This window comes from Burkholderia sp. BCC1977 (genome assembly GCF_905339595.1).
Lineage (GTDB): Bacteria > Pseudomonadota > Gammaproteobacteria > Burkholderiales > Burkholderiaceae > Burkholderia.
In genome coordinates, this window is the sequence record NZ_CAJPGQ010000002.1 from 1 (window position 1) to 26,757 (window position 26,757).

Sequence of the window (26,757 nt, forward strand, 5' to 3'; positions counted from 1 at the left end):
CCCGAAGTCCCCGAAGTCCCCGAAGTCCCCGAAGTCCCCGAACTACCACCGCCGGACGTCCCCGACGAGCCGCCGCCCGACGTTCCGGAAGTCCCCGTGCCGGACGTCCCCGACGTGCTCGGCTTAAGCGACGGCGTGACCGGTCCGTCGACCGAGCCGCAGCCGTACAGCGTGACGAGCGACAAGACGGCCAGCGATACCGTCGTCTTCTTCAAGTAATGGTGCATGGTGCCCTCGACATTGGAAGTTGTGTCCGGGCCATTACTGCAAATTTCGCGCCATGACATCGTTCGCGCCGTGCGCCCGCGCTTTGTTGCGAGAATCGAGGCGATCGGCGCGATTTAAACGGAGGAATCGCGGTTTCGCGAGACGGGGGCGCCAGGTGTGCGGGTGCGCGCGCCGTGATGTTCCCGTAAGGCGCCGTAACGCCGGGCCGGATGTTACGTAGCGTTCGACCCGGCGTTTCGCGTGTGACGCAGCCGGCGGCGATCCGAATGCCGCATCTTTGACGAAACGTCCGTGGACGCTGAACATGACGCGAACCCACCCGGCCGCGGGCGACGCCGAAGCGGCCACCACTCCAGACAGGACACGGACATGAGCGAACAGGACAGGGAACAGGGCAAGGCGCGACGCACCGAAGTCATGGGCGAGGCATTCGTCGAGCGCGCGATGCGCGACCTCGACGGCTTTTCGCGTCCGCTGCAGAACTGGCTGAACGAGCACGCATGGGGCAGCACCTGGCAGCGCGGCGGGATCGACCTGAAGACGCGCAGCCTCTGCACGTGCGCGATGCTGGCCGCGCTCGGCCGCGGTACGGAACTGAAGGGGCACGTGCGCGGCGCGCTCAACAACGGCGCGAGCCTCGTCGAGATCCGCGAGGTGCTGCTGCACAGCGCGCTGTACGCGGGCGCGCCGGCCGCGGTCGAAGCGTTCCGCAGCGCGCGCGAGGTGATCACGGAACTCGGGCTGTCGCTGCCCGACGACGAAGCGTGACCGCGGCACCGTGACCGGCGACCGGTCGCGGCGCCGCACGGAATCCGCCGTACGGCACGCGCGTCGATGTCCGCGGCTCCGGCTCCGGCTCCGGCTCCGGCTCCGACTCCGACTCCGACTCCGACTCCGACTCCGGCACTTGCACCTGCACTTGCACCGCGGCACGCCGCCATCATCCGCGCACTCGGCCCGTCCGCCCGCTGACGCTCAATGCTCGACGTGTGCACCCTGCGTCGGCGCATCGACCGGCGCGGCCGCGACGTCGAGCAGCCAGTCCGCCGTCGCGTCCGGCATCGTGACCGGCAGCATGTGCCCGCCTTCGACGACCGTCAGCCGCACGCGCGCGGACTTCCGCGCCAGCGCCTCGCCGTGCGTACGCCAGTTCAGGATCGGATCGGCGCGGCCATACAGCACGTCGACCGGCAGCGAGAGGTCCGCGTAGCGGCGCTCCATCGCGGGCAGGTCGACGGGCGCCGACAGCAGGTCGGTCGCCGTCGCATAGAACACATGCGGGCGCAGCCCGAGCAGCCCGCCGCCCCTCACCGGGAAGTCGCGCGGCACGGCTTCCGGCGCGAACACCTGGGTGACGGCCTTGCGGCCGGTCAGGATCGTCATCGGGATCGCGAAGGTCCACGACACGAAGCGGCGCACCAGCGGCGACGGCAGCATCAGCGGCTTGAACGGCGCCGGCGGCTCGGTCTGCTCGTGCGACAGCGGCGCGATCAGCGCGAGCCGGCTCACGCGCTCCGGATGGTTGAGGCCGACCGCGAGCGCGATCGCGCCGCCGAGCGAGTGGCCGACGAGCACGGGCCGCTCGAGCTTGAGCGCGTCGATGAACGCGGCGATCGTGCGGGCCTGCGCGAACACGTTCGCCTGCGAGCTGGTGCCGCGCAGCGAGCGGCCGGCGCCCGGCCGGTCGACGAGGATCACGCGATGGTGCTGCGCGAGCCGCGTGAGCGGCAGGTACGCGAAGTTGCGCCACTGTCCGGCGAGCCCATGCACGAACACGAGCGGCGGGCCGCTGCCGTACTCGACGTAGTGGAGGTGGTCGCCGCCGATGTCGACGAACCGGCCTTCGGGCGGAAACGCGCGCGTCACGCGGCGCGCGACGTAGCCGGAAAACAGCGCGAGCGCGGCGAGCACCGCGACGACGCCGAGCAGCACGTTCTGGATCAGGTGAAGCGTATGGCTCATGTCGGCCTCAACGGGTTTCGAGTACGGGTTCGGCGACCGGCCCGGTGGCCGGGCCGGTTGTCGCGCGGCGTTCGAACTGCATGGCCGAATCGGCGAGCCCGCTGAACTTCAGCGACGCGAGATCGAGCACGTAGTTCTGGTGGAATTTCCACGGCTTGCGGTGCCCCTGCTTCGGCAGGATGCCGGCCGCGCGCTGGATGTAGCCGGAGCTCAGGTTCACCGCCGGCACGTCGCCGAGGTCACCGGCGCCGAGCCGCGGCACGCAGGTGTCGTAGCCGTTCGCGCGCATGTGGTTCAGCAGCCGGCACACGTAGCGCGCGATCAGCTCGGCCTTCAGCGTCCACGACGCGTTCGTGTAACCGAACGACGACGCGAGGTTCGGCACGTCGCTGTACATCATTCCTTTATAGGACACGGTTTCCGGCAAATCGACCGCGCGGCCGTCGACCGTCACGCGCGCGCCGCCGAGCATCTTCACCTTCAGCCCGGTGGCGGTGACGATCACGTCCGCGGCGAGCCGCTGGCCGCTCTTCAGCTTCAGGCCGGTCGGCGTGAAGCGCTCGATCTCGTCGGTGACGATCGATGCGCGGCCCGCGCGGATCGACTTGAACAGGTCGCCGTTCGGCACGAGGCACACGCGCTGGTCCCACGGCATGTAGCGCGGCGTCAGGTGCTTCGCGACGTCGAAGTCGGGGCCGAGCTGCTTGCCGGCCGCGCGGATGATGAACTGCTTCGTCCGCTCGGGCTTGCGGCGCGACACGTTGTACAGGTACATCGTCAGCAGCACGTTCTTCATGCGCACGAGCCGGTGCGCGAGCCGCGACGGCAGCACGCGGCGCAACGCGTTCGCGATCCTGTCGCGCGCGGGCAGCGACACGATGTAGGTCGGCGAGCGCTGCAGCATCGTCACGTGCTTTGCATCGGCCGCCATCGACGGAACCAGCGTGACGGCCGTCGCGCCGCTGCCGATCACGACGACGCGCCGGTTCGCGTACGACAGGTCCTTCGGCCATTGCTGCGGATGCACGATCCGGCCTTCGAACGACTCCATGCCGGCCCAGTCGGGCAGGTAGCCGCCGTCGTAGTCGTAATAGCCGCTGCACATGTAGAGGAAGCGGCAGGTGTAGATGAGCGTGTCGACCGCGCCATTCCGTGTGCGCTCGATGCGCACCGTCCAGCGCGCGCGGTTCGAATCCCAGTCGGCCGCGACCACTTTCTGGCCGTAGCGGATCGTCTTGTCGATGCCGTACGCGCGCGCGGTGTCGCGGATGTAGTCGAGGATCGTCTGGCCGTCCGAGATCGCCTTGTCGCTGTGCCACGGGCGGAAGCTGTAGCCGAGCGTGAACATGTCGGAATCCGAACGGACGCCGGGATAGCGGAACAGGTCCCAGGTGCCGCCGATGGCGTCGCGCGCCTCGACGATCGCGACGCTCGCATACGGGCAGCGCTTTTGCAGGTGATACGCGGCGCCGATGCCGGACAGGCCGGCGCCGACGATCAGCACGTCGAGGTCGCGGCTGTCGCCGGGGGCGGGCGGCGCGTCGCGCCGATCGGTCGTCGTCGAGGTCATGCGGCATCCTTGGTCGGTGTGGTCGGGCGTGCGGCCGGGGCATGGACGCGTTCTCCCACGGGGACTTCCTTCGGGCGGAGGTTGCGTGCGCGGGCGCGGCGCACGTGGCGCAGCATCAGCCGCTGGTAGCCGGCGCCGAGCAGGCGCGCGAGCTTGTCGAGGCGGCGCGCATCGGCGCCGACCAGCACGCGGCGCGCATTGCGCTCGACGCCGGCGAGAATCTGCCGCGCGGCATCGTCGGCCGTCGTCGCGTTGATCAGGCGGTTCGCCTGGCGGCGGTGGGTCGCTTCGTCCTGGCCCGTGAGCGCATGGATGCTGGTGTCGACGCGGCTCGCGTCGACGATGTTGGTCGCGACGCCGCCCGGATGCACGCAGGTCGCGCTGACCGGCGCGCCGTCGAGTTCGAGTTCCATCCGCAGCGCCTCGGTGAAGCCGCGCACCGCGAACTTGGTGGCGTTGTACGCGCTCTGCGTCGGCATCGCAATGAGCCCGAACAGGCTCGACGTGTTGATCACGTGGCCGTCGCCGGACGCGCGCAGATGCGGCAGGAATGCCTGCGTGCCGTGCACGACGCCCCAGAAGTTGATGCCGACGATCCATTCGAGATCGGCGACGCGCGCGGTCTCGGCGCTCGCGGCCAGCGACACGCCCGCGTTGTTGAAGATCAGGTTGACCTTGCCGTGCTGGGCGCGCACGAAATCGGCCCATGCGAGCACCGCATCGCGGTCGGCGACGTCGAGCCGCCGCGTGCTCGTGCGTACGCCGTGCTTCGCGCACGCGGCCGCCGTGCCGGCGAGCCCGACATCGTTGACGTCGGCGAGCGCGACCTCGCAGCCGCGCCGCGCGAGCTCGACCGCGAGGCTGCGGCCCATGCCCGAACCGGCGCCCGTGATCGCGGCGACCTTGCCGGAAAAACCCTTCATCCGTCGTTCCTCCCGTTCCGCTTGCGCTGCGCCGGCGGCGCGTCTATTGTGGTGTTGGTCGTCACCACTTTAGTTTTCGGGTGTCCTGATGTCAAATAGCGAAATGGAGAAAGCACTCGAAACGGAAAAACGGGGTCGGGCGTACGGCGGCGTGGCGCCCGAGGTGCGGGCCGCCGAGCGGCGCGACGCGCTGATCCGCGCGGCGACGCGCGTGTTCGGCACGGTCGGCTTCCGCAAGGCGACCGTGCGGTCGATCTGCCAGGAGGCGAAGCTCAACGACCGCTATTTCTATGCGGCGTTCGACAGCACCGAGGATCTGCTGCGCTGCACCTACCTGCATCACGCGCAACACCTGCACGACGCGGTCGCACGGGCGGTGGCCGAGCGCGGCGGCGATCTGCGCGAGCGCGTCGACGCGGGGCTCGCCGCGTTCTTCGGCTTCCTGCGCGATCCGTGCGCGGCGCGCGTGCTGCTGCTCGAGGTGATGGGCGTGAGCGCGGACACCGACATGACGTACCAGCGGATGCTGATCGACTTCGGCAAGCTGATCATGGCGATCGGCACGGCGCGCGAGGCCGTGACGCCCGCCGAGCGCACCGAGCAGCGGCTCGTCGGGCTCGCGCTGGTCGGCGCGATGACGAACGTCGGCGCGGCGTGGCTGCTCACCGGGTATCGCGACCCGGAGGCGCAGATGGTCGCGAGTTGCAGGAAGGTGCTGCTCGGGACGTTGCGGGAAGCGGGGTAGGCGGTCCGGGCCGGATGCCGGCCGAGCCTGCAGGACCCCGAAGCAAGGACCACGCCCGATCGTGAAGCCGATGTGACGGGCGGTTGATCCTTCAATCGTCCGCGCGTCGCGATCGCGTCGCGCGTGCGAGAGGCGCGGCCCGCGTTGCCCCGATCCTCGCTTTCATCGCGTCGATGAACACGCGCACTTTCGGCGACGGCAACCGCGTCGACGGATACACCGCGTGAATCCCGGCCCGCGCGGAGCGCCATGCGGGCAGCAGCCGGACGAGCCGGCCGGCCGCGACATCCTCCGCGATCGAGAAATCCGTCAGGAGCCCGAAGCCGCCGCCCGCGAGCGCGATCGCGCGGCAGGCCGTCGCGGTGTTCGACACGACCGGCGCGACGCAGCGCACCGACGCGTGGCCGCCGCGCGCGTGGTCGAGTTCGAGCATGTGCGGGCGCGACAGCGTCGACAGCATCACGAACGGCAGCGCGGCGAGTGCGTCCGGGTCGCGCGGCAGGCCGTGCCGTGCGACGAACGCGGGGCTCGCGACCAGCCATTTCTCGTATTCGCCGAGCTGCACCGCGCGATAGTTCGAATCCGCGAGGCGGCCGATGCGGATCGCGACGTCCAGGTTGTCCGCGACGAGATCGACGATGCGGTCGTTCGCGATCAGTTCGACGTCGAGCCCCGGATGCGCGTCGCGCAGCGCGACGACGGCCGGCGCGACGACCAGCGCGCCGTAGTCGATCGGCACGCTCACGCGCAGCGTGCCGCGCAGCGGCCCCGCGTCCGACGACACCGCGTCGAGCGCGCTTTCGGTCGCACGCACGATGTCGCGGCACGCGTCGTAGAACGCGCGCCCCGCATCCGTCACGTTCAGCCGTCGCGTGGTGCGCACCAGCAGGTTCGCGCCGACCTCGGATTCGAGGCGCTGCATGTGCGTGCTGACGACCGTCTTCGCGAGGCCGAGCCGCTCGGCCGCGGCCGTCAACGAGCCGGCATCGACCACCGCGACGAAGATCGCCAGCCGGTTCAGGTTCACGTCGCGCAGATCGGCCATCGTCGATTGTCCTATGGGAAAGGATAATGTTTCAGCGATTATCCGTCTTCTGGATGTGAACGGCGAGCGCTACGCTGGGGCCGTTCGTCGCCGATTCCCGGCGGCGCGAGATCCAGGAGCCTTTCCATGCCAGCCGCCAGCAAGCCCGCCCGTCCGGTTCGCGTCTATTCGTTCCCGCTGTCCGGGCACGCGCATCGCGTCCGGCTCTTCCTGTCGCTGCTCGGGCTGCCGTTCGAGACCGTCGACGTCGACCTCGCGGCCGGTGCGCAGCGCGAACCCGCGTTCCTCGCGCTCAATCCGCTCGGCCAGGTGCCGGTGATCGACGACGACGGCACCGTGCTCGCCGATTCGAACGCGATCCTCGTCTATCTCGCGAAGCGCTACGGCGACGCGCACTGGCTGCCCGACGATGCCGCCGGCGCGGCGACCGTGCAGCGCTGGCTGTCCTACGCGGCCGGGCCGATCGCAACCGGGCCGGCGGCCGCGCGGCTCGTCACCGTGTTCAGCGCGCCGCTCGATCACGACGCGGCCAAGCGCACGGCCGCGAAGGTGCTCGCCGTGATCGACCAGGAACTTGCCGGCAAGCCGTTCGCCGCGGGGGCGCAGCCGACGATCGCCGACATCGCCGCCTACACGTATATCGCGCACGCGCCGGAAGGCGGCGTGTCGCTGGAACCGTATCCGCACGTGCGCGCGTGGCTCGCGCGCGTCGAGGCGCTGCCGGGCTTCGTCGCCATGCCGCCGACCCGCGCGGGCCTGCTCGCTGCCTGACGCGAAGCCGCGCCTTTACCGGGAGAACGCGATGACCGCGCCGACCGCCGCCGTACCGGGCTGGGAACTCGACGTTGCGCCGTTTCATGCGGGCGAGCTGGCCGTGCAGCAGCGCGCGGGCGTGATGGAAGCCGCGGGGGCGGCCGGCCGGCGCGGGATCCGGCGCTTCATGCCGGACCAGCACCGGACGTTCTTCGCGCAGCTGCCGTTCTTCGTGCTCGGCGGCGTTGATGCGCACGGCCAGCCGTGGGCGACGCTGCGGGTCGGGATGCCCGGCTTCGTGACGACGCCGGACGCGCGCACGCTGCGCATCGACGGCGACGCGCTGCCCGGCGATCCGCTGGCCGGTGCATGGCAGCCGGGCGTGCCGCTCGGCGGGCTCGGGATCGAGTTCGACACGCGTCGGCGCAATCGCGTGAACGGCGTCGTGCGCGCGGTCGACGGCGGCGCGCTGACGATCGCGGTCGAGCAGAGCTTCGGCAACTGCGCGAAGTACATCCAGGGCCGCACGCCGACGTTCGTGCCGCGTGACGGCGATGCGTCCATCGCGGCCGACGTGTCGGACCGGTTGAGCGACGCGGATCGCGCGCTGCTCGCGCAGGCCGATACGTTCTTCGTCGCGAGTGCGAGCACGTCGGCCGGGGCGGGTGCCGCGCGCGGCGCGGACGTGTCGCATCGCGGCGGGATGCCCGGCTTCGTGCGCGTCGACGACGCGCACACGCTGACGACGCCGGATTTCAGCGGCAATCGCTTCTTCAACACGCTCGGCAACCTGCAGCACGATCCGCGCGCGGGGCTGCTGTTCGTCGATTTCGACCGCGGCGACCTGCTGTATGTGGCCGCGCACGCGGAGATCGTGTGGGACGGGCCGCTCGTCGCGTCGTTCGACGGCGCGCAGCGGGTCGTGCGGTTTCATGTGCGCGAAGTGCGGCGCACGCGGGGCGTGCTGCCGTTCCGGTGGTCGGCGGTCGAGCGGGCGCCGCAGTTCGTGGGGAGGGGGGCGGCGGCGATCGCGGGTGGGGCGGTGGCATTTGTCTTGCCGGCGGTGTCGGCGTCGGCGTGCGCGTCGGCACCCGCATCGGCGCCCGCATTTGAATCGGCATCGGCATCGGCATCGACCTCGACCTCGACCTCGACCTCGACCTCGACCTCGGCTTCGGCATCGGCATCGGCATCGGCATCGGCATCGACCTCGGCTTCGGGTTCGATATCGACATCGGCTTCGACATCGACTTCAGCATCAGCATCGACATCTGTATCGGCGTTTGAATCACCCTCGGCCTCCAACTGGCGCCCGCTGCGCATCGCGAGGATCGTCGACGAAGCACGCGCGATCCGCTCGTTTCATTTCGAACCGGCGGACCGCGGCGCGTTGCCGCCCTACGAAGCCGGGCAGCACCTGACGCTGCGCGTCGCGCTGCCGGACGGCGCTGCGCCGACGATCCGCAGCTACACGCTGTCCGATGCACCCGGTGCGCCGGATTACCGGATCACCGTGAAGCGCGAAGGGCGGGTGTCGGCCTGGCTGCACGACCACGCGCGTACCGGCATGACGCTCGATGCGCAGATGCCGCGCGGTCGCTTCACGTTCGACGTCGCGAGCCCGCGTCCGGCCGTGCTGGTGTCGGCCGGCATCGGCATCACGCCGATGATCGCGATGCTGCGCCGCGCGCTGGCCGACGATACCGCATCGCGCCGCATCGTCTTCGTGCACGGCGCACGCGACACGGCCGACCGGCCGTTCGCGAAGGAACTGACGCGCATCGCGGACGCCGACGCGCGCGTATCGCTGCACTGGTTCGACAGCCAGCCGCGATGCGACGGCACGGCGCGAGCGGGGCGCATCGGCATCGCGCAACTGAAGCGCATCCTGCCGTTCGACGACTACGACTTCTACCTGTGCGGGCCGTCCGCGTTCATGCGCGACTTGTACGACGGACTGCGCGCGCTGAACGTGCCGGACGAGCGTATCCGCTTCGAGGCGTTCGGGCCGTCGAGCGTCGTGCGCGGCGCGACCCGCGCGGCCGGGGCGCCGCCGGCGGCCGGCGTGCCGGTCGTGTTCCGCCGCTCGGCACGCGACGCCGCCTGGACACCCGCCGACGGCACGCTGCTCGAATTCGCCGAAGGCCAGGGCGTGGCGGTGCCGTCCGAATGCCGGTCCGGGTCGTGCGGCACGTGTGCGACGCGCGTGTTGTCCGGCGCGGTCGACTACGTGGAGGCACACGACGCGGCGGTCGAACCCGGCTGCGCGTTGCTGTGCGTCGCGCGGCCCGCCCAAGGGGCCGCGGCGCCGCTCGTGCTCGACCGCTGATGCATGTGCGACCAGCATGCGACACGCGGTCGCACAACGCGTGCTGCGCAAAAGCCGCGCGCAACTGCTTCTTTTTCCGGAGACCTGTCGGATCGACGATAGCGTCAACCGATAGAGGAAAGGAGCAACATCATGAAACTGTTCAGCATGATCCGCCTGGTTCTGTGGAGTTTCTTCGGCGTGCGCAACAGCAAGGCGCACGCGTCCGATCTCGCGAACGTCAACTTCACGCTGCTGCCGTTCGTCGCGATCGTGCTCGCGCTGCTGGTCGGCGCGGTGATCTACGGCGTCGTCCATCTGGTCGTCGATCCGACGGTGACGATGCAGGGGTTCTGATCCACGGCCGAGACGCGAGCGCGTCGCCGCTCGCGTTTCGGCCTCGTGCCGTTCGACCGGCACGTTGCCGTACCATCGTCGATGCCGCCCGTCTCGGCGTTGACGTGACGACCGTCGTCGACCTGTCGTCCGAACCGCGTCATCCGTTTTCGTTTGTTCCGTCACCGCCGGTTCGACCCGATTCACCGGCCTTCAGCCCCGCCCGGGGTAAAATGCGCGCCACGCCGCGATGTCGCGCGCGACGGGCATGCCGGCGTTCCGACGAACGGCGCACGCAGATGCCCGGCGCCCGCACCGGGGCGTTCGAAGCGTCCCCCGCGTGACAAGACCGCGCGAAGCGGCCGGCCGCCCGACACGCGCGCGATCCACGGATCGGCGGCCGCGTCGGCGCCCGGCGCGTCACCGGCATCCGATGTCCCATCCTGCGCTTTCCCGATCGATCGGCACGCATGCGCGCCCGATCGTTCGATTCGTCTGATGAATATCGTGTCGACGTATGTCCCAGGCGGTCCGCCGGGACCGTCGCGGGTGCGTGCGCGAGGTCGCGCTTCGCAGCGGCGTAAGGGGTACGAATGGGTTCCGAGTGTTTCGACAGGGTCGAGTGGCGAGTTTTCCATCCAGAACAATGACGGTGAATAGAACAACAGCGGCGCCCGCACGGCGGCGGCGCGCGAAGGTCGGGCTTGGCGTCGGTCTCGGCATCACGCTTTTCGCGGCGCAGGCCGCCGCGGCACAGGGCGACGCGCCGGCCTCCGACGTCGATGCGGCCGGCAGCGCGACGCTGCCGGCGATCACGGTCAGCGGCGAGCGCGGCGGCGCGTTTCGCGTGCGCGAAGCGTCGGTCGCGGGGCTCGACGACGCGCCGCTGCGCGACACGCCGGCCTCCGTCAGCGTCGTCACACGCGCGCAGATCGACGACCAGCAGGCGAAGCGCCTGAGCGACGTGGTGCGCAACGATGCGTCGGTCGTCAACGACTATGCGCCGGTCGGCTACTTCGAAGGCTTCGCGATCCGCGGCTTTCCGGTCGATCTCGCGAGCGCGATCCGGATCGACGGGCTGACGGTGTCCGGCGAGCAGAACGTGCCGCTCGAGAACAAGGAGCGCGTCGAGATCCTGAAGGGGCTGGCCGGCATCGACAGCGGCGTGGTCGCGCCGGGCGGCGTGATCAACTTCGTGACGAAGCGCTCGGCGAACGTCGCGAGCGTGACGGCCGGCGTCGACAGCCGCGGCTCGACGTCGGCGGCCGTCGATCTCGGCCGCCGCTTCGGCCCCGACAATCAGTTCGGCTTCCGGATCAATGCCGCGAAGGAGAACATGCACTCGTACATCGACGGCACGAACGGACGGCGCACGTTCGGCTCGATCGCCGCCGACTGGGACATCAGTCCGCGCGCGAGCCTGCAGCTCAACGCGGAATTCCAGCAGTGGATCCAGCGTTCCGCGCCCGGCTACCAGCTGCTCGGCGGCACGGTCGTGCCGTCCGTGAAGACGACGTCGAAGGCGCTCGGCACGCAGCCGTGGGCGAAGCCGGTGACATCCGACGCGCTGAACCTGAACGCGCGCTTCGACTACCGGTTCAACGACGACTGGAAGGCCACCATCGCCGCGGGCCGCAGCCGCACGATGATCGACGACAACAGCGCGTTCGCGTACGGCTGCTATTACGCGGCGAGCTGCGCGGCCGGCGCGACGTCGCCGTTCTTCTTCGGCGCGAACGGCGACTACGACGTGTACGACTTCCGCAGCCCGGGCGAATATCGCCGCAACGACGATCTGCGTGCGGTCGCGACGGGCAAGTTCGCGACGGGCCCGCTGCGCCACGAGCTGACGTTCGGCGTGAGCGTGCAGCGCCGCGTCGTGCACATGGCGAACGCCGTGTACGACTACGTGGGCAGCGAGAACATCTACGGGCCCGACGTCGCGTTCGCACCGTCGCCGAACACGGCCGGACCGTCGTATCCGCAGCTCGACTCATGGCAGTACGGCGTGTTCGGGCTCGACCGCATCAGCATCGGCGAGCACTGGCAGGTGCTCGCGGGCGGCAAGGAAGTGCTGCTGCGCCAGCGCAGCTGGGACAGCCTCGACGGCGACGCGACGCACACCGACCGCTCGGTGTTCCTGCCGCAGGTCGCGCTCGTCTACAAGCCGCTGAACGTGCTGTCGCTGTACGCGTCGTACAGCAAGGCGCTGTCGCTCGGCGACCAGGCGCCGGTGCGCGCGACCAATGCGTATGCGTTCCTGCCGCCGGTCGAATCGCACCAGTTCGAGCTCGGTGCGAAATACGACTGGCTCGACCGGCTGAGCCTCACGGCCGCCGTGTTCTCGATCAGCAAGCCGTTCCAGTTCGCCGACCCGGACGCATCGGGCACGACCTACACGTTCGTGCAGCGCGGCACGCAGCGGCACCAGGGGATCGAGCTCGGTGCGGCCGGGCGCGTGACCGAGCGGCTCGGGCTGACGGCCAGCGTCGCGGCGATTCGCGCGCGCGCGTACGATTCGGGTTCGCCGGCGTACGAAGGGCACCAGATCATCAACGTGCCGGCGCTGCGCGCGTCGCTGTATGCGGACTACGCGGTGCCCGGCGTCGCCGGCCTGAACGTGCTCGGCGGCGTCGAGTACAGCGCCGCGCGCAACGCGAACGAGGAAGGTACCGCGCGCGTGCCGTCGTGGTTCGTGTTCAACCTCGGCGCGCGCTATACGACGAAGATCGCGGGCCATCGCACGGTGCTGCGCGTATCGGTGGACAACCTGTTCAACAAGTTCTACTGGCGCGACGCGGGCGAGCAGCAGGGCGACGCGTACCTGTTCCCGGGCGCGCCGCGCACCGCGCGCGTGTCGTTGACCTATGATTTCTGATCGTCCGGATCCGGCCGCGTGACGCGCGGCCCCGGCAGCCAACCAGGAGAGCACAGACGATGTCCCCACTCGAAATCGCCGGCGTGATCGTCAGCGCGCTCGCGATCTGGCTGACCGCGAAGCGGCGCATGCTGTGCTGGCCGGTCGGGCTCGCGTCGGTCGCGCTGTACGGCTGGATCTTCTTCGACGTGAAGCTGTATTCCGACATGCTGCTGCAGGGCGCGTTCGCGGTGCTGCAGGTGTACGGCTGGCGCCGCTGGATCGCGCAGCGTACGCTGGAGGCGAGCGGCGGCGCGGCGCCGGCAGGCGACGTGGCGCCCGTCACCGGCGTGCGGCCGCGGCAGATGCTGCCCGACCTGATCGCGGCCGTCGTCGGCAGCGCGCTGCTCGGCGGGATGATGGCGCGCTGGACCGATGCGGCGCTGCCGTTCGTCGATGCGTCGCTGACCGCGTTCAGCCTCGTCGCGCAATACTGGACCGCGCGGCGCTACATCGCGTCGTGGGGGCTGTGGATCGTCGTGAACGTCGTCTACGTCGGGATGTTCGTGTTCAAGGAGCTGTATCTGACGGCCGGACTCTATGCGCTGTTCATCGCGCTCGCCGTGATCGGCTGGCGCGACTGGAGCCGCACGGCTGACGCGCTGCGCGCGACGGCGAACCCGGCGGGCTGATTTTCGGGCCGATTCACGGGCCGATTCACGGGTCGATTCAACTACGGAGTTACCTCGTTCATGTCATTTCCACTCGAGCCGGACGGGCCGTTGTCGCGGGACGTCGCACCGCCGCAATTCGGCGTCGACGGCGAGCAGGCCGAACGCGACTGGCCGCTGATGACGCACGACGAGGTGGCGGCGCTGCTCGCGCGCATCGACGGCGCCGGCGAACCGGCGCGGCTGACGTGGCACAGTCCGCGGCAGTTCGCGGCGGCCACCCTGGTGCGGATGACGGACGGGCGCGCGCTGTTCGTCAAGCGGCATCACGTGAGCCTGCGCGACGTCGCCGGGCTCGAGGAAGAGCATCGTTTCATCGCGCATCTGCGCGAGCGCGGGATGCCGGTGGTGGAGGTGCTGGCCGATCGCCACGGCGCGACGGCCTTTGCGTCCGGCGACTGGACCTATGAGGTCCATGTGGTCGCGCCCGGCGTCGACCCGTATCGCGGCGTGATGTCGTGGCAGCCGTTCACGCATCCTTCGCATGCGTACGCGGCAGGCCGCGCGCTGGCCGAACTGCATCGCGCGTCGGCCGGCTACGATGCGCCGGCGCGGCCCGTGCGCACGCTGCTGTCGAGTTTCCGCGTGCTGTCGTCCACCGATCTGGCGGGTGCGCTGGAGCGCTGGGTCGATGCGCAGCCGTTGCTGGTGCGCGCGCTCGGCGCGCGCGACTGGCGCGGCGACGTCGCGGATGCGATCGGTCCGTATCACGCGCGCCTCGTGCCGCTGCTGCCCGCGCTGCCGCCGCTGTGGACGCACGGCGACTGGCATGCGTCGAACCTGCTGTGGACCGACGCGGGCCCCGGCGCGCAGGTGCGCACCGTGCTCGATTTCGGCCTGTCCGATCGCACCTGCGCGGTGATGGACGTCGCGCTGGCGATCGAGCGCAATACGGTCGACTGGATGGCGCCGGCCGATGCGCGCCGCGTCGAATACGCGCACATCGATGCGCTGCTCGACGGCTACGAATCGCTCGAACCGCTGAGCGACGACGCGTATGCGGCGCTGGTCGCGCTGCTGCCGATCGTGCATACGGAGTTCGCGCTGTCGGAGGTCGCGTATTTCGGGTGCATCATCGATGCCCCGGCGATCGTCGATATCGCGTACGACGGCTATCTGCTGGGGCACGCGCGCTGGTTCGGCGAACGCGATGGGCGGCAACTGCTCGACTGGCTGGTGCAACGCCGGCGCGCGAAGCAAGGGCGTGCCTGACGTGCTTGTCGCGTGTTTCATCGCACGCATGCCGATTTCCTGAGCATCATCTTCCTGCCGTGCGGCGATCGCGCCGCACCTTCACCGAAACCGTCTGACCGTTGAACCGGGACGCTGCTCCCGCGGGACGCCGCACGTCTGCACGTTCGCACGTCGCCGTGCCAACATGACGGAATTGTCATCTTCGGCTCATGTTCGCACTGCACCCGATCCGTAGCATCGGTTGCGAACCGTTATCGCAGAACCGAACATGCTCAAGCTCACTCTCGCCGTGGCCGTCGTCTTCGCGACGGCCGCGACGGCCCATGCGCAATCGCCGCAGGTCGCGGCGCCGACGCTGGTCCCGGCGGCTTCCGGCGATGCATCACCGCCCGACGCGCCATCGCTCCCATCGCTGACGTTGTCCGACGCGCTCGCGACCGCGGCCCGCAACAACCCGGCGCTGCGCGGCGCGCGCGCCGACGTCGATGCGTCGGCCGGCGCGCTGATGCAGGCCGGCGCGCGTCCCAATCCGGAAGTGTCGTTGCTGCAGGAAGGCGTCAGCCGCGCGGAGCGCACGTCGACCGCGCTGATCAACCAGACCATCGAACTCGGCGGCAAGCGGCGCGCGCGGCTCGACGTCGCGTCGTACGGCCGCGAGGCCGCGAACGCATCGCTCGACGAGCAGGGCGCCGTCGTGCGCGCGGACGTGATCGCCGCGTTCTACGGATTGCTCGCCGCGCAGCGACAGTTGCAGGTCACCGAGGAATCGGCCGCGATCGCCGCGCGCTCCGCGGATCTCGCGGGCCGCCGTGCGCAGGCCGGCAAGGTGTCGCCGGTCGAGGCGACCAAGGCGCAGGTGGCGGCCGCCGGCGTGCAGATCGAAGCGGTGACCGCGCGTGGCCGCGTCGACGTCGCGCGCGAAAGGCTGAATGCGGTGATGGGCGAAGCGCGCGGCGACCGGCGGGTCGCGCTCGGCGATCTGGAAACGGTGCCGGCGGTCGAACCGCTGTCCGCGCTGACCGCACGGCTCGACGACGCACCGCTCGCCCGCGTCGCGCGTGCGGAGATGCTGCGCTCGAACGCGGCCGTGTCGCTCGAACGCGCGCGGCGCATCCCGGACGTGACGATCAGCGCGGGCGTGAAGCGGGTGACGACCGGCGGCGTGCCGGACAACCAGGCGGTGGTCGGCGTGTCGATTCCGATTCCGCTGTTCGACACGAACCGCGGCGCGCTGCTCGAAGCGACGCACAAGGCCGAGCGCGCGAATGCCGATCGCGACCGTGAGCGCTCGCGGCTACGGCTGGAGCTTGCGCAGGCGTATGCGAATTTCGACGCGGCCGCGCAGGAAGCGCGGCGGCTGAAGACCGACATCCTGCCCGGCGCACGGCTCGCGCTCGATGCGATGTCGCGCGGCTACGCGCTCGGCAAGTTCAGCTTCCTCGACGTGCTCGACGCGCAGCGCACGCTGTTCCAGGGGCAATCGCAATACGTGCGCGCGCTCGCCGACGCGCATGCGGCCCGCGCCGACCTCGGCCGGCTCGTCGGCACGCCGCTCGCGGCCGTCGCGCAATAGCCGCGCTTCTCACCTGAAGGATCATCATGTCACGCAGCAGAATCTTCATCATTGCGGCGGCCGTGCTCGGCGGCGCCGGGATCGTGCTCGGCGCGCTCGCCGTCACGCGAGGCGGTGCGTCCGCGCCCGCGGGCACCGGGGCCGTGCAAGCGGCCGACGGCGCCGGCACCGGCGCGCACGGCGGCGTCGTGCTCACGCGCGGCAAACTGTCCGTCGAGATCGTGATGACGGAAAAGCCCGGCGACGCACGGCTGGTCGTCTATCCGTCCGTCGACGGCAAGCCGGTTGACCAGGGCGTCGCCGTGTCCGGCACGCTGGTGCGGTACGACCGCTCGCACGAACCGATGCGGTTCGACGCGGCGGGCCGGAAGTTCGTATCGGCGCAGCCGATCGCGAAGCCGCACGTGTTCGACGCGACGATCGACGTCAAGGCCGGCAACGAGGCTGCGTCGTTTCCGTTCGCTCGCGCGGACGGCGCGATCGCGCTGACCGACGCGCAGTTGCAGACGTCGAAGATCGCGCTCGCGAAGGCCGGCCCCGCGCAGATCGCCACACCGTTCCAGTTGCCGGGCGAGATCCGGTTCAACGAGGATCGCACCGCGCACGTCGTGCCGCGCGTGGCCGGCATCGTCGAGCAGGTGCAGGTGTCGCTCGGGCAGAACGTCGCGAAGGGGCAGGTGCTGGCCGTGATCGCCAGTACCGATCTCGCGGATCGGCGCAGCGAACTGCTGACCGCCGAACGCCGGCTGTCCGGCGCGCGCGCAACCTACGAACGCGAACGCACGCTGTGGCAGGAGCGCATCTCGGCGGAACAGGACTACCAGCAGGCGCAGGTGCAGTTGCGCGAGGCGGAGATCGCCGTGCAGAACGCGCGACAGAAACTGGCCGCGCTGAACGCGCCGGCCGGTGGGGGCGCGCTGAACCGCTACGCATTGCGCGCACCGTTCGCGGGCACGATCGTCGAGAAGCACGCGACACCCGGCGAAGCGATCGCCGCGGACGCAAGCATGTTCGTGATCTCCGACCTGTCGACGGTGTGGGCCGAGATGGCCGTGCCCGCACAGCGGCTGAACGACGTGCGCGTCGGCCGCGACGCGACCGTCAGCGCGACCGCGTTCGAATCGCGTTCGAGCGGGCCGATCGCTTACGTGGGCTCGCTGCTCGGCGAACAGACGCGCACCGCGCCCGCTCGCGTCGTGCTGCCGAACCCGGACGGCGTGTGGCGGCCCGGGATGTTCGTCAACGTGTCGGTCGATGCGGGCAAGCAGGCCGTGCCGCTCGCGGTCGCGAGCGACGCGCTGCAGGACGTCGACGGCGCGCCGTCGGTGTTCGTGCGCTCGCCGAAGGGCTTCGTCGCGCAGGCCGTCGAGACGGGGCGGCGCGACGAACGCGCGACCGAAGTGCTGAAAGGGCTCGAGCCGGGCCAGGAATACGTGGCCTCGAACAGCTTCGTGCTGAAGGCCGAGCTTGGCAAGGGGAGTGCGGAACATGAATGAGCATGACGCGTACGCCGGAGCGCGAATCGAGACCCGGCTTGCGGCCCGGCATGGGGCCCGGCTCGCAACTCGATTCGCAACTCGATTCGCGGCTCGATTCGCGGCTCGATTCGCGGCTCGACCGGCGGCTCGCTTTCCGGCCCGCCGCGTGATCGGCCGGGCAGCCCGTCCGGTGCGGGCAACCGTTCCCCGCTTCAAGGAATCCCGCCATGTTTGAGCGCCTGATCCGCTTTGCGATTGCGCACCGCTGGCTCGTGATGCTGGCGATCGCAGCCGTGGCCGCGCTGGGCGTGTACAGCTACCAGAAGCTGCCGATCGACGCGGTGCCCGACATCACCAACGTGCAGGTCCAGATCAACACGGCCGCGCCCGGCTACTCGCCGCTGGAGGCCGAGCAGCGCATCACCTATCCGGTCGAGACCGTGATGGCCGGCCTGCCGGGCCTCGAGCAGACGCGTTCGATTTCGCGCTACGGCCTGTCGCAGGTCACCGTGATCTTCAAGGACGGCACCGATATCTATTTCGCGCGGCAGCTCGTCAACGAGCGCATCCAGGAAGCGAAGGACAAGCTGCCGGCCGGCATCGCGCCGGCAATGGGACCGACGTCGACCGGGCTCGGCGAAATCTACCTGTGGACCGTCGAGGCCGACGCGGCCGCGCGCAAGCCCGACGGCACGCGCTATACGGCGGCCGACCTGCGCGAGCTGCAGGACTGGGTCGTCCGGCCGCAACTGAGAAACGTGCGCGGCGTGACCGAGGTGAACTCGATCGGCGGCTACGTGAAGGAGTACCGCGTCGCGCCGAATCCGGCAAAGCTGATGTCGTACGGGCTGACGCTCGCCGACGTCGTGCGTGCGCTCGAACGCAACAACGACAACGTCGGCGCGGGCTACATCGAGAAGCGCGGCGAGCAGTACCTGGTGCGCGTGCCGGGCCAGGCGCGCACCGTCGACGACATCGCGAACATCGTGCTGACCAACGTCGGCGGCGTGCCGGTGCGGATGAAGGAAGTCGGGCAGGTCGACGTCGGCCGCGAGCTGCGCACCGGCGCCGCGACGTCGAACGGCGAGGAGGTCGTGCTCGGCACGGTGTTCATGCTGATGGGCGAGAACAGCCGCTCGGTCGCGAAGGCGGTTGCCGCGAAGATGGCGGACGTGAACCGCACGCTGCCGGCCGGCGTGAAGGCGATTCCCGTGTACGACCGCACCGTGCTCGTCGAGAAGGCCGTCGCGACGGTGAAGAAGAACCTGCTGGAAGGCGCGATCCTCGTGATCGCCGTGCTGTTCCTGTTCCTCGGCAACATTCGCGCGGCGCTGATCACCGCGCTCGTGATCCCGCTGTCGATGCTGATGACCTTCACCGGGATGGTCAACGCGAAGGTCAGCGCGAACCTGATGAGCCTCGGCGCGCTCGACTTCGGGATCATCGTCGACGGCGCGGTCGTGATCGTCGAGAACTGCGTGCGTCGGCTCGCGCATGCGCAGGCCGTCACCGGCCGGCCGCTGACGCGCGACGAGCGCTTCGCCGAAGTGTTCGGCGCGTCGCAGGAGGCGCGCCGCGCGCTGATCTTCGGGCAACTGATCATCATGGTCGTGTACCTGCCGATCTTCGCGCTCACCGGCGTCGAAGGGAAGATGTTCCATCCGATGGCCGTGACCGTCGTGATGGCGCTGGCCGCCGCGATGGTGCTGACCGTCACGTTCATTCCGGCCGCGGTCGCGCTGTTCATCGGCGAGCGCGTCGAGGAAAAGGAGAACCGGCTGATGGGCTGGGCGCGGCGCGCGTACGAACCGGTGCTTGCCGCGTTCATGACGCGCCCGGCGCGCGTGATGCTCGGCGCCGGCGCGATCGTGCTGGTCACGCTCGGGCTCGCGACGCGGCTCGGCAGCGAGTTCATTCCGAGCCTGAACGAAGGCGATCTCGCGGTCGCCGCGCTGCGGATTCCCGGCACGAGCCTGTCGCAGTCGGTCGAGATGCAGAAGTCGATCGAGAAGACGCTGAAGGCGCGCTTCCCGGAAATCGAGCGCGTGTTCGCGCGCACCGGCACGGCCGAGATCGCGGCCGACCCGATGCCGCCGAACCTGTCGGACGGCTACATCATGCTGAAGCCGACCGACACGTGGCCCGACCCGAACAAGCCGCGCGACCAGCTCGTGCGCGAAATCGAGGAAGCGCTCGCGGAACTGCCGGGCAACGCGTACGAATTCTCGCAGCCGATCCAGCTGCGCTTCAACGAGCTGATCTCGGGCGTGCGCAGCGACGTCGCCGTGAAGATCTTCGGTGACGACATGGCCGTGCTGAACCAGACCGGCGAGCAGATCGCGGCCGCGCTGCAGAAGGTGCCGGGCGCATCCGAGGTGAAGGTCGAGCAGACCACGGGCCTGCCCGTGCTGACCGTCAACCTCGACCGCGACAAGCTCGCGCGCTACGGCGTGACGGTCGCCGACCTGCAGGACACGGTGGCCGCGGCCGTCGGCGGGCAGAAGGCCGGCACGCTGTTCCAGGGCGACCGCCGCTTCGACATCGTCGTGCGGCTGCCCGACGAGCTGCGCTCCGACATCGAGGCGATCAAGCGGCTGCCGATCGCGCTGCCCGCGCCGGCCGCCGGGGCCAGCGCGCCGCTCGCGCAGGCGCCGTACGTGCCGCTTGCGGAGCTCGCGACGATCGAGGTCGCGCCGGGCCCGAACCAGATCAGCCGCGAGGACGGCAAGCGGCGTGTCGTCGTCAGCGCGAACGTGCGCGGCCGCGACGTCGGCTCGTTCGTCGCCGACGCCCGCGAGCAACTGCAGCAGGACGTGCGCGTGCCGGCCGGCTACTGGGTGTCGTGGGGCGGCCAGTTCGAGCAGTTGCAAAGCGCCAGCGAGCGGCTGAAGCTGGTCGTGCCGCTCGCGCTGTTCATGGTGTTCGTGCTGCTGTTCGTGATGTTCAACAACGTGAAGGACGGGCTGCTGGTGTTCACCGGCATTCCGTTCGCGCTGAGCGGCGGCGTGGCGTCGCTGTGGCTGCGCGGGATTCCGCTGTCGATCACCGCGGCGGTCGGTTTCATCGCGCTGTCCGGCGTCGCGGTGCTCAACGGTCTCGTGATGATCTCGTTCATCCGCAACCTGCGCGACGAAGGGATGCCGCTCGACACGGCCGTGCGCGAAGGCGCGCTCACGCGGCTGCGGCCCGTGCTGATGACCGCGCTCGTCGCGTCGCTGGGCTTCCTGCCGATGGCGTTCGCGACCGGCACCGGCGCCGAGGTGCAGCGCCCGCTCGCGACGGTCGTGATCGGCGGTATCCTGTCGTCCACGGCGCTGACGCTGCTGGTGCTGCCGGTGCTGTACCGCGTGAGCCACTCGGTGTCGTGGCGCGCGGTATTGCGCGACGGGTTCGGCGCGGGCGTGCTGCGCCGGCTGGGTTTCTTCAAGGGTAATGCGTGATGCGAATTCTGATTGTCGAGGATGAACCGAAAACGGGCGCCTACCTGCGCAAGGGCTTGACCGAGGCCGGCTATGTCGTCGACTGGGTGGAGGACGGCATCACGGGCCAGCACCAGGCCGAAACCGAGGAGTACGACCTGCTCGTGCTCGACGTGATGCTGCCGGGGCAGGACGGCTGGACGCTGCTGCAGAACCTGCGCCGCAGCAAGTCGACGCCCGTGCTGTTCCTCACCGCGCGCGACGACGTCGGCGATCGCGTGAAGGGGCTCGAACTCGGCGCCGACGATTACCTGGCCAAGCCGTTCGACTTCGTCGAACTCACCGCGCGCATCAAGTCGATCCTGCGGCGCGGCCAGCCGCGCGATTCGAACACGCTGCGCGTGGCCGATCTCGAACTCGACCTGACGCGCCGCAAGGCCACGCGGCAGCGCGACACGATCCTGCTGACCGCGAAGGAATTCGCGCTGCTGTGGCTGCTGATGCGTCGCGAGGGTGAGATCCTGCCGCGCGCGACGATCGCGTCGCAGGTGTGGGACATGAACTTCAACAGCGATACGAACGTCGTCGATTCCGCGATCCGGCGGCTGCGCTCGAAGATCGACGACGCGTACGAACCGAAGCTGATCCACACCGTGCGCGGGATGGGCTACGTGCTGGAAGTGCGCGACGGCGCGGCGACATGATCGCGCGCCTGCTGCCGCGCACGCTGCGCGGACGCCTCACCGCGCTCATCGTCCTGTCGACGTCGGTGATCCTCGCATCGAGCGGCGTCGCGCTGTACGAGGCGCTGAGCAATCGCATCGAGACGACGGCCGCCGAGCAGATGGCCGGCATTTCCGCCGCGCTGGGCACGCACCTCGCCGAAGCGCGTTCGACCGCCGACGTCGCGCGCAACACCGATATCTGGGTCGACCAGTTGCATGGGCATCCGAACATGGATCTGGCGATCTACGATGCGGCCGGCACGCGCATCGTCGGCACGCCCGGGTTCCGGACCTATGCGCCGTTGCTGTCGACGGACGCGGGCCGCATCCCGGTGTTCGTCGCACCGCCCGGCGTGCGGCATCAGTATCTGGTGATGACCGTGCCGCTCGCCGGCGCGGGCGCGCCCGTCGTGCGCGTCGCGGTGCAGTACGACCGCAGCGCCGACGTGCTGCTGCTGCGCACCCATGCGTACACGATCGTCGTGATCGAGGTGTTCGGCGTCGTGCTGGCGGCCGCGATCGCCTATGGCATCGCGGCGCTCGGGCTGAGCCCGCTGCGGCGTTTCGCGGCGCGGGCCGAGCAGATGTCGTCGAACCGGCTGGCCCATCCGCTGCCGGAACTCGATACGTCCGGCGAGCTGAAGGAGCTGGAACACGCGTTCAACGGGATGCTCGCGCGCCTGAGCGAATCGTTTACGCGGCTGAGCCAGTTCTCGTCGAATCTCGCGCACGACATGCGCACGCCGCTCACGAACCTGCAGGCGGCCGCGCAGGTCGTGCTGTCGCAGCCGCGCAGCGCGGACGAATACCGGAACGTGATCGAGTCGAGCATCGACGAGTATCAGCGGCTGTCGCGGATGATCGAGGACATGCTGTTCCTCGCGCGCTCGGAGCAGGCCGGCACGCCGATCGACGTGCGGCGGCTCGATGCGGCCGAGGAAGCGTCGCGTGTCGCCGGCTACTACGAGCCGCTCGCGGAGGATGCGGGCGTGTCGGTGAAGGTCGACGGCTATGCGTGGGTCGATGCGGATCTCACGCTGTACCAGCGCGCGTTGAGCAACCTGCTGTCCAATGCGCTGGCTTACGCGCCGCGTGGCAGCGTCGTGACGATCGACTGTTCGGAGCAGGGCGGCGCGACGACGATCGCCGTATCGGATACGGGGCCGGGCATCGACGCGCAGCATGTCGCGCGAATTTTCGAGCGGTTCTATCGCGTCGATCCGTCGCGGCACAATTCGGCGTCGGGGACGGGGCTCGGCCTCGCGATCGTCCGGTCGATCATGGACAACCACGGCGGCGAATGTGGCGTCGACAGTGACCCCGGCCGGCGCACGACGTTCTGGCTGCGTTTTCCGCAGCGGCCGCCGGTCGCGCCGACGGCCGTACCGGCGGTCGATGCGTGAGCTCGCGCGCAGGCCCGGCCGCGCGTTCGCCGCGATCGGGCGGCGCGCGGCCTGCTGCCGGCGATCGCGCGGCGGGGCCCGCGGCTGACCCGCATCAGCGGGTCGCGAGGCTGTCGTGATTGTCGGCCTGGGGCGCCTTCTCGCCGCCATGCACCGAAATCCCGTGAAGCTCCTTGTTGCGCGCGATGATCTCGCCGGTCGGCGGGTACTGCGTCTTGCTCGTCGGCACGACGCCGTCGTGCTGCGCCTGCTTCAGTTCGTTGATGACTTCCGCGCGGGTCTTGCCCTGCGTTTGCGTCTGCGCGAAGGCGGCTTGCGAGGCGACGCCGAGCGACAGCGTGGCGGTGACGAACAGGGCTGCGAGTTTTGCCGTTTTCATGGAGCTCTCCTTGATGAGGCCGCCGGGTGGCGATCCATGGACCCAGTATGCGAAAGCCGCCGAGCGTGACCGTGATCGGCAGATGACAAATGCGTCAGATTGCGCGGCGGCGCGTGACGTGCGACGCCGGACGACATGACGCAAACGTCATGTTCGGGTCATCGATGCGATGGGACCAGGGCGGAACATGCAGTCACCCAGCGGCGGACGTGTCGGCAGGATGGCTGCCGATATGCGACCCGGCTGCTGGCTTGCGCACCGTTCGCCGCGGCAGTTCCGATGGCGGACGGCCCTGTCACGACACTTCCTCTCGTCCGCCCAGTGAAACGCCTGTCTCTCCGTTCATCGCTTATCGTCACGTTGCTCGTTCCGCTTCTCGCAGGCTGCGCGTCCGTGCGCCCCGGCACCGAATCCGTCGCACCAACCCGCGCGGCAAAGGAAAAACCCGTTGCCGCCGGGCTGATGCCCGGCGAGCAGATCGACTACGCGGGGCATCGCTGCGGCAATCCGAACTTTCACGTGAAGACGCATCCATGCCTGTTTCCGCAGCGTAACGTCGCGCGCTGACGATCGCGGCCGCGGTTGCGTGAATGACCGTTAAAAAAAGGCCCGGCACTGCACGTGTCCGGGCCTAACGCGTGTTCGTGCCGTGCGGCAACGAATCGCTTGCGTGGGTGGTAACGGGCATCGCCCGTCACGCTGTCGATCGTATCGAAGTGACCCGTCGCGAAGCTGATCGGAAGATGAAATTTTTGTCACGCAAGGGCCGGCTGGTTGTCTCGCGGTGCGCCTGATTCGTTTTCGATCGGTGACGAAACCGTCATCGGGCGATCACGGTCGCGCACCGCCGCCGGATCAATCTTGATGCTCCTGTCACGGATTCCTTGCAAGGAGCCAACCCCCATGAACATTCGACGACCGCTGATCGCCAGCGCCGTGGCCGCGCTGTCGATCGCCGCTTTCTCGCAGTCCGTCGCCGCGCAGGCCAGGACCCGGCAGGACGTGCGCGAGGAACTGCTGCGCGCGCGCCACGACGGTGTGATCCCGAGTCCGAATCACGACTATCCGGCGAGCCCGGCCACCATCGCACGCAATCGGGAAATCCATCGCGCGACGGTACATCGCGGCGAATCGGCGCCGCTCGTCGATGCGCACGACAACCGCTTCGCGGTGCGTTGATTGTTCACGAGGAGGAACGGACGATGCGCAACAGAATGAAAGCGATCGTACTGGCCGCGTGCCTGATGTCGACGGCCGCGATGGCGGCCGGCTGGCCGGAGCGCGCGCTGTCGCATGCGCCGGCGCACGACGTCGGCCGCCGCGCGAGCGAACGGATGCGCTGCGAGTTCGCGGCCGTACCGGCGGGCGAGTGGAGCGCGACGTTCACGCGCGGGCAATGTGAAGTCGGGAACGGGCGGCTGACGTTCTTGCCCGCGGATGCGGGAACCGCATCGGCACCCCTCGCCGAGCAGCGCATCCTGCTCCGCGAGGTCCGTACCGCGTCGCATCAGTCGCGCAAATTGAAGGAGCAACTGCAGCTCACCACGCGTGACGAAGTGATCGCGCTGAACGTGCTGACCGACGACGGCAGCCGCAAGTCGCGCGAGCATGCGATCGACCTGTGGACCGCGTTGCGCGACGCAGGCGTGACGCCCGTGAACGGCACGCGCATCGTCGATACGTATCCGACGGCCGCGACGACGTGGTGACGCTCGCGCGTCAGCCGGCCTTCACCGAGCCTTCCGTCAGGAAGAACACAAGTCGGCACGCCCGCTTCGGGTCACACCTGCGCGAGCGCCTGGTCGAGATCGGCGAGCAGGTCGTCGATGTGCTCGATGCCGATCGACAGCCGCACCGTTTCCTCCTTCACGCCGGCCTTCGCGAGTTCGGCCGGCGACAGCTGGCGGTGCGTCGTCGAGGCCGGGTGCGTCGCGAGCGACTTCGTGTCGCCGATGTTGACGAGCCGCGTGAACAGCTTCAGCGCGTCCTGGAACTTCGCGCCGCCGTCGCGGCCGCCCTTCACGCCGAACGTCAGGATGCCGGGCGCGCGGCCCGACAGATAGCGCGCGACGAGCGGATGATCGGGGTGATCGGGCAGCCCCGCGTAGTTCACCCATTCGACGTGTTCATGGCGCGCGAGATGCTGCGCGATCTTCAGCGCGTTGTCGCTGATGCGTTCGATGCGCAGCGCGAGCGTCTCGATGCCCTGCAGGATCTGGAACGCGTTGAACGGCGAGATCGCCGCGCCCATGTTGCGCAGCGGCACGACGCGCGCGCGGCCGATATACGCGGCCGGCCCGAACGCTTCTGTATAGACGACGCCGTGATAGCTGACGTCGGGCTCGTTGAGCCGCTTGAAGCGGTCCGCGTGCCGCGCCCACGGGAACTTGCCTGAATCGACGATCGCGCCGCCGAGGCTCGTGCCGTGGCCGCCGAGATACTTCGTCAGCGAATGCACGACGATGTCCGCGCCGTGTTCGAACGGGCGCAGCAGGTACGGCGACGGCACCGTGTTGTCGACGATCAGCGGGATTCCGTGGCGATGCGCGATGTCGGCGAGCGCGGCGATGTCGGTCACGTTGCCGAGCGGGTTGCCGACCGATTCCGCGAAGATCGCCTTCGTGCGCGCGTCGATCAGCGGCTCGAACGATGCGGGGTCGCGCGGATCGGCGAAGCGCGTCGTGATGCCGTATTGCGGCAGCGTATGCGCGAACAGGTTGTAGGTGCCGCCGTACAGCGAACTGGCGGACACGATGTTGTCGCCGGCTTCCGCGATCGTCTGGATCGCATACGTGACGGCCGCCTGGCCCGACGCCAGCGCGAGCGCGCCGATGCCGCCCTCGAGCGCGGCGATGCGCTGCTCGAGCACGTCCGTCGTCGGGTTCATGATCCGCGTGTAGATGTTGCCCTGGACCTTCAGGTCGAACAGATCCGCGCCGTGCTGCGTGTCGTCGAATGCGTACGCAACGGTCTGGTAGATCGGCACCGCGACCGCGCGCGTGGTCGGGTCGGGGCGATAGCCGCCGTGCACGGCGATGGTTTCGAGGCGCCAGTTCGAAGAGGCCTGATCGGTCATGGGTGCTCCGTCTGTTGTTGTGATGGTCGACCGATTATAGGAGCACGTGCAC

At 69.5% G+C, this 26,757-nt stretch carries 23 protein-coding genes and 1 pseudogene; 18 read left to right on the top strand and 6 right to left on the bottom strand.

The annotated features are described in order from the left end of the window. Both U5771_RS01990 and U5771_RS01995 read left to right on the top strand, forming a co-directional pair. Positions 1-219 (top strand): annotated as a pseudogene (locus tag U5771_RS01990) (highly repetitive protein); the annotation flags it as partial. Between the two features lie 378 nt (positions 220-597). Continuing rightward, a complete protein-coding gene (locus U5771_RS01995) occupies positions 598-996 on the top strand; it encodes a carboxymuconolactone decarboxylase family protein (protein WP_321802491.1) in 399 nt (132 codons plus the stop codon). Positions 997-1,203: 207 nt separating this feature from the next. On the opposite strand, the gene U5771_RS02000 is transcribed toward U5771_RS01995, so the two are convergent. The 3 genes from U5771_RS02000 to U5771_RS02010 are packed head-to-tail and all read right to left on the bottom strand — an operon-like array spanning position 1,204 to position 4,683. Continuing rightward, the gene (locus U5771_RS02000; protein WP_322022407.1) at positions 1,204-2,190 is read right to left on the bottom strand and encodes an alpha/beta fold hydrolase; all 987 of its coding nucleotides are present in this window, start codon (positions 2,188-2,190) and stop codon (positions 1,204-1,206) included. 7 nt (positions 2,191-2,197) lie between these two features. Next, positions 2,198-3,760 carry an NAD(P)/FAD-dependent oxidoreductase gene (locus U5771_RS02005; protein ID WP_322022408.1) on the bottom strand — a complete coding sequence of 521 codons (1,563 nt, stop codon included), beginning with the start codon at positions 3,758-3,760 and terminating at the stop codon, positions 2,198-2,200. After that, complete coding sequence (locus U5771_RS02010; RefSeq protein WP_322022409.1) at positions 3,757-4,683, bottom strand: SDR family NAD(P)-dependent oxidoreductase; 927 nt, start codon at positions 4,681-4,683, stop codon at positions 3,757-3,759. The genes U5771_RS02005 and U5771_RS02010 overlap by 4 nt, the downstream gene beginning before the upstream one ends. Before the next feature lie 103 nt (positions 4,684-4,786). On the opposite strand from U5771_RS02010, the gene U5771_RS02015 reads away from it, so the two are divergent. Further along, positions 4,787-5,428 (top strand): TetR/AcrR family transcriptional regulator, encoded by a 642-nt coding sequence (locus U5771_RS02015; RefSeq protein ID WP_322022410.1) that lies wholly within the window; start codon positions 4,787-4,789, stop codon positions 5,426-5,428. Positions 5,429-5,519: 91 nt separating this feature from the next. Here U5771_RS02015 and U5771_RS02020 read toward each other — a convergent pair whose 3' ends face one another. Then, entirely contained in the window at positions 5,520-6,473 is a 954-nt protein-coding gene (locus tag U5771_RS02020) for a LysR family transcriptional regulator (RefSeq protein WP_322022411.1), read from the bottom strand. A gap of 126 nt (positions 6,474-6,599) precedes the next feature. On the opposite strand from U5771_RS02020, the gene U5771_RS02025 reads away from it, so the two are divergent. The 12 genes from U5771_RS02025 (at position 6,600) to U5771_RS02080 (ending at position 23,250) form a co-directional block, all read left to right on the top strand. Further along, positions 6,600-7,244, top strand: a complete 645-nt coding sequence (locus U5771_RS02025; protein WP_322022412.1) for a glutathione S-transferase — start codon at positions 6,600-6,602, stop codon at positions 7,242-7,244. A gap of 31 nt (positions 7,245-7,275) precedes the next feature. Beyond that, entirely contained in the window at positions 7,276-9,555 is a 2,280-nt protein-coding gene (locus tag U5771_RS02030) for a pyridoxamine 5'-phosphate oxidase family protein (protein WP_322022413.1), read from the top strand. Positions 9,556-9,687: 132 nt separating this feature from the next. Beyond that, entirely contained in the window at positions 9,688-9,891 is a 204-nt protein-coding gene (locus tag U5771_RS02035; RefSeq protein ID WP_105788692.1) for a DUF2970 domain-containing protein, read from the top strand. A gap of 625 nt (positions 9,892-10,516) precedes the next feature. Continuing rightward, positions 10,517-12,748: a TonB-dependent siderophore receptor gene (locus U5771_RS02040; protein WP_322022414.1), complete on the top strand. Its 2,232-nt coding sequence runs from the start codon at positions 10,517-10,519 to the stop codon at positions 12,746-12,748. 59 nt (positions 12,749-12,807) lie between these two features. Further along, positions 12,808-13,419 carry a nicotinamide riboside transporter PnuC gene (gene pnuC, locus U5771_RS02045; protein WP_322022415.1) on the top strand — a complete coding sequence of 204 codons (612 nt, stop codon included), beginning with the start codon at positions 12,808-12,810 and terminating at the stop codon, positions 13,417-13,419. 60 nt (positions 13,420-13,479) lie between these two features. Beyond that, positions 13,480-14,670, top strand: coding sequence for a phosphotransferase enzyme family protein (locus U5771_RS02050; RefSeq protein WP_322022416.1), 1,191 nt, complete (start codon positions 13,480-13,482; stop codon positions 14,668-14,670). Positions 14,671-14,920: 250 nt separating this feature from the next. Next, the gene (locus U5771_RS02055) at positions 14,921-16,225 is read left to right on the top strand and encodes a TolC family protein (protein ID WP_322022417.1); all 1,305 of its coding nucleotides are present in this window, start codon (positions 14,921-14,923) and stop codon (positions 16,223-16,225) included. 26 nt (positions 16,226-16,251) lie between these two features. Beyond that, positions 16,252-17,721 (top strand): efflux RND transporter periplasmic adaptor subunit, encoded by a 1,470-nt coding sequence (locus U5771_RS02060; protein WP_322022418.1) that lies wholly within the window; start codon positions 16,252-16,254, stop codon positions 17,719-17,721. Next, the gene (locus U5771_RS02065) at positions 17,718-17,873 is read left to right on the top strand and encodes a hypothetical protein (protein WP_322022419.1); all 156 of its coding nucleotides are present in this window, start codon (positions 17,718-17,720) and stop codon (positions 17,871-17,873) included. Before U5771_RS02060 ends, U5771_RS02065 begins: the two co-directional genes overlap by 4 nt. 57 nt (positions 17,874-17,930) lie before the next feature. Then, the gene (locus U5771_RS02070) at positions 17,931-21,143 is read left to right on the top strand and encodes a CusA/CzcA family heavy metal efflux RND transporter (protein WP_322022420.1); all 3,213 of its coding nucleotides are present in this window, start codon (positions 17,931-17,933) and stop codon (positions 21,141-21,143) included. Continuing rightward, positions 21,143-21,826 carry a heavy metal response regulator transcription factor IrlR gene (gene irlR / locus U5771_RS02075; RefSeq protein WP_059450488.1) on the top strand — a complete coding sequence of 228 codons (684 nt, stop codon included), beginning with the start codon at positions 21,143-21,145 and terminating at the stop codon, positions 21,824-21,826. The genes U5771_RS02070 and irlR overlap by 1 nt, the downstream gene beginning before the upstream one ends. Continuing rightward, the gene (locus U5771_RS02080) at positions 21,823-23,250 is read left to right on the top strand and encodes a heavy metal sensor histidine kinase (protein WP_322022421.1); all 1,428 of its coding nucleotides are present in this window, start codon (positions 21,823-21,825) and stop codon (positions 23,248-23,250) included. The genes irlR and U5771_RS02080 overlap by 4 nt, the downstream gene beginning before the upstream one ends. 94 nt (positions 23,251-23,344) lie before the next feature. On the opposite strand, the gene U5771_RS02085 is transcribed toward U5771_RS02080, so the two are convergent. After that, positions 23,345-23,629, bottom strand: coding sequence for a DUF4148 domain-containing protein (locus U5771_RS02085; protein WP_322022422.1), 285 nt, complete (start codon positions 23,627-23,629; stop codon positions 23,345-23,347). Between the two features lie 279 nt (positions 23,630-23,908). Between U5771_RS02085 and U5771_RS02090 the strand changes: the two genes are divergently transcribed. The 3 genes from U5771_RS02090 to U5771_RS02100 all read left to right on the top strand — a co-directional run bounded on the left by U5771_RS02090 (position 23,909) and on the right by U5771_RS02100 (position 25,338). Continuing rightward, entirely contained in the window at positions 23,909-24,196 is a 288-nt protein-coding gene (locus tag U5771_RS02090) for a hypothetical protein (protein WP_322022423.1), read from the top strand. Positions 24,197-24,532: 336 nt separating this feature from the next. Next, positions 24,533-24,808: a DUF4148 domain-containing protein gene (locus U5771_RS02095; protein WP_322022424.1), complete on the top strand. Its 276-nt coding sequence runs from the start codon at positions 24,533-24,535 to the stop codon at positions 24,806-24,808. 35 nt (positions 24,809-24,843) lie between these two features. Further along, on the top strand, positions 24,844-25,338 hold the full coding sequence (locus U5771_RS02100) for a hypothetical protein (RefSeq protein WP_415859378.1): 495 nt from the start codon (positions 24,844-24,846) through the stop codon (positions 25,336-25,338). 71 nt (positions 25,339-25,409) lie between these two features. On the opposite strand, the gene U5771_RS02105 is transcribed toward U5771_RS02100, so the two are convergent. After that, entirely contained in the window at positions 25,410-26,705 is a 1,296-nt protein-coding gene (locus U5771_RS02105) for an O-acetylhomoserine aminocarboxypropyltransferase/cysteine synthase family protein (protein ID WP_322022426.1), read from the bottom strand. Positions 26,706-26,757: the final 52 nt, after the last annotated feature.

Bases quoted from the DNA above. Each gene is read 5' to 3' on its own strand.
- U5771_RS02060 (WP_322022418.1), top strand. From the start codon at position 16,252: ATGTCACGCAGCAGAATCTTCATCATTGCGGCGGCCGTGCTCGGCGGC.
- U5771_RS02020 (WP_322022411.1), bottom strand. From the start codon at position 6,473: ATGGCCGATCTGCGCGACGTGAACCTGAACCGGCTGGCGATCTTCGTC.
- pnuC (WP_322022415.1), top strand. From the start codon at position 12,808: ATGTCCCCACTCGAAATCGCCGGCGTGATCGTCAGCGCGCTCGCGATC.
- U5771_RS01995 (WP_321802491.1), top strand. From the start codon at position 598: ATGAGCGAACAGGACAGGGAACAGGGCAAGGCGCGACGCACCGAAGTC.
- U5771_RS02095 (WP_322022424.1), top strand. From the start codon at position 24,533: ATGAACATTCGACGACCGCTGATCGCCAGCGCCGTGGCCGCGCTGTCG.
- U5771_RS02005 (WP_322022408.1), bottom strand. From the start codon at position 3,760: ATGACCTCGACGACGACCGATCGGCGCGACGCGCCGCCCGCCCCCGGC.
- U5771_RS02000 (WP_322022407.1), bottom strand. From the start codon at position 2,190: ATGAGCCATACGCTTCACCTGATCCAGAACGTGCTGCTCGGCGTCGTC.
- U5771_RS02030 (WP_322022413.1), top strand. From the start codon at position 7,276: ATGACCGCGCCGACCGCCGCCGTACCGGGCTGGGAACTCGACGTTGCG.
- U5771_RS02025 (WP_322022412.1), top strand. From the start codon at position 6,600: ATGCCAGCCGCCAGCAAGCCCGCCCGTCCGGTTCGCGTCTATTCGTTC.
- U5771_RS02055 (WP_322022417.1), top strand. From the start codon at position 14,921: ATGCTCAAGCTCACTCTCGCCGTGGCCGTCGTCTTCGCGACGGCCGCG.
- U5771_RS02080 (WP_322022421.1), top strand. From the start codon at position 21,823: ATGATCGCGCGCCTGCTGCCGCGCACGCTGCGCGGACGCCTCACCGCG.
- U5771_RS02070 (WP_322022420.1), top strand. From the start codon at position 17,931: ATGTTTGAGCGCCTGATCCGCTTTGCGATTGCGCACCGCTGGCTCGTG.
- U5771_RS02100 (WP_415859378.1), top strand. From the start codon at position 24,844: ATGAAAGCGATCGTACTGGCCGCGTGCCTGATGTCGACGGCCGCGATG.
- U5771_RS02015 (WP_322022410.1), top strand. From the start codon at position 4,787: ATGGAGAAAGCACTCGAAACGGAAAAACGGGGTCGGGCGTACGGCGGC.
- U5771_RS02050 (WP_322022416.1), top strand. From the start codon at position 13,480: ATGTCATTTCCACTCGAGCCGGACGGGCCGTTGTCGCGGGACGTCGCA.
- U5771_RS02085 (WP_322022422.1), bottom strand. From the start codon at position 23,629: ATGAAAACGGCAAAACTCGCAGCCCTGTTCGTCACCGCCACGCTGTCG.
- irlR (WP_059450488.1), top strand. From the start codon at position 21,143: ATGCGAATTCTGATTGTCGAGGATGAACCGAAAACGGGCGCCTACCTG.
- U5771_RS02065 (WP_322022419.1), top strand. From the start codon at position 17,718: ATGAGCATGACGCGTACGCCGGAGCGCGAATCGAGACCCGGCTTGCGG.
- U5771_RS02105 (WP_322022426.1), bottom strand. From the start codon at position 26,705: ATGACCGATCAGGCCTCTTCGAACTGGCGCCTCGAAACCATCGCCGTG.
- U5771_RS02040 (WP_322022414.1), top strand. From the start codon at position 10,517: ATGACGGTGAATAGAACAACAGCGGCGCCCGCACGGCGGCGGCGCGCG.
- U5771_RS02090 (WP_322022423.1), top strand. From the start codon at position 23,909: ATGGCGGACGGCCCTGTCACGACACTTCCTCTCGTCCGCCCAGTGAAA.
- U5771_RS02010 (WP_322022409.1), bottom strand. From the start codon at position 4,683: ATGAAGGGTTTTTCCGGCAAGGTCGCCGCGATCACGGGCGCCGGTTCG.
- U5771_RS02035 (WP_105788692.1), top strand. From the start codon at position 9,688: ATGAAACTGTTCAGCATGATCCGCCTGGTTCTGTGGAGTTTCTTCGGC.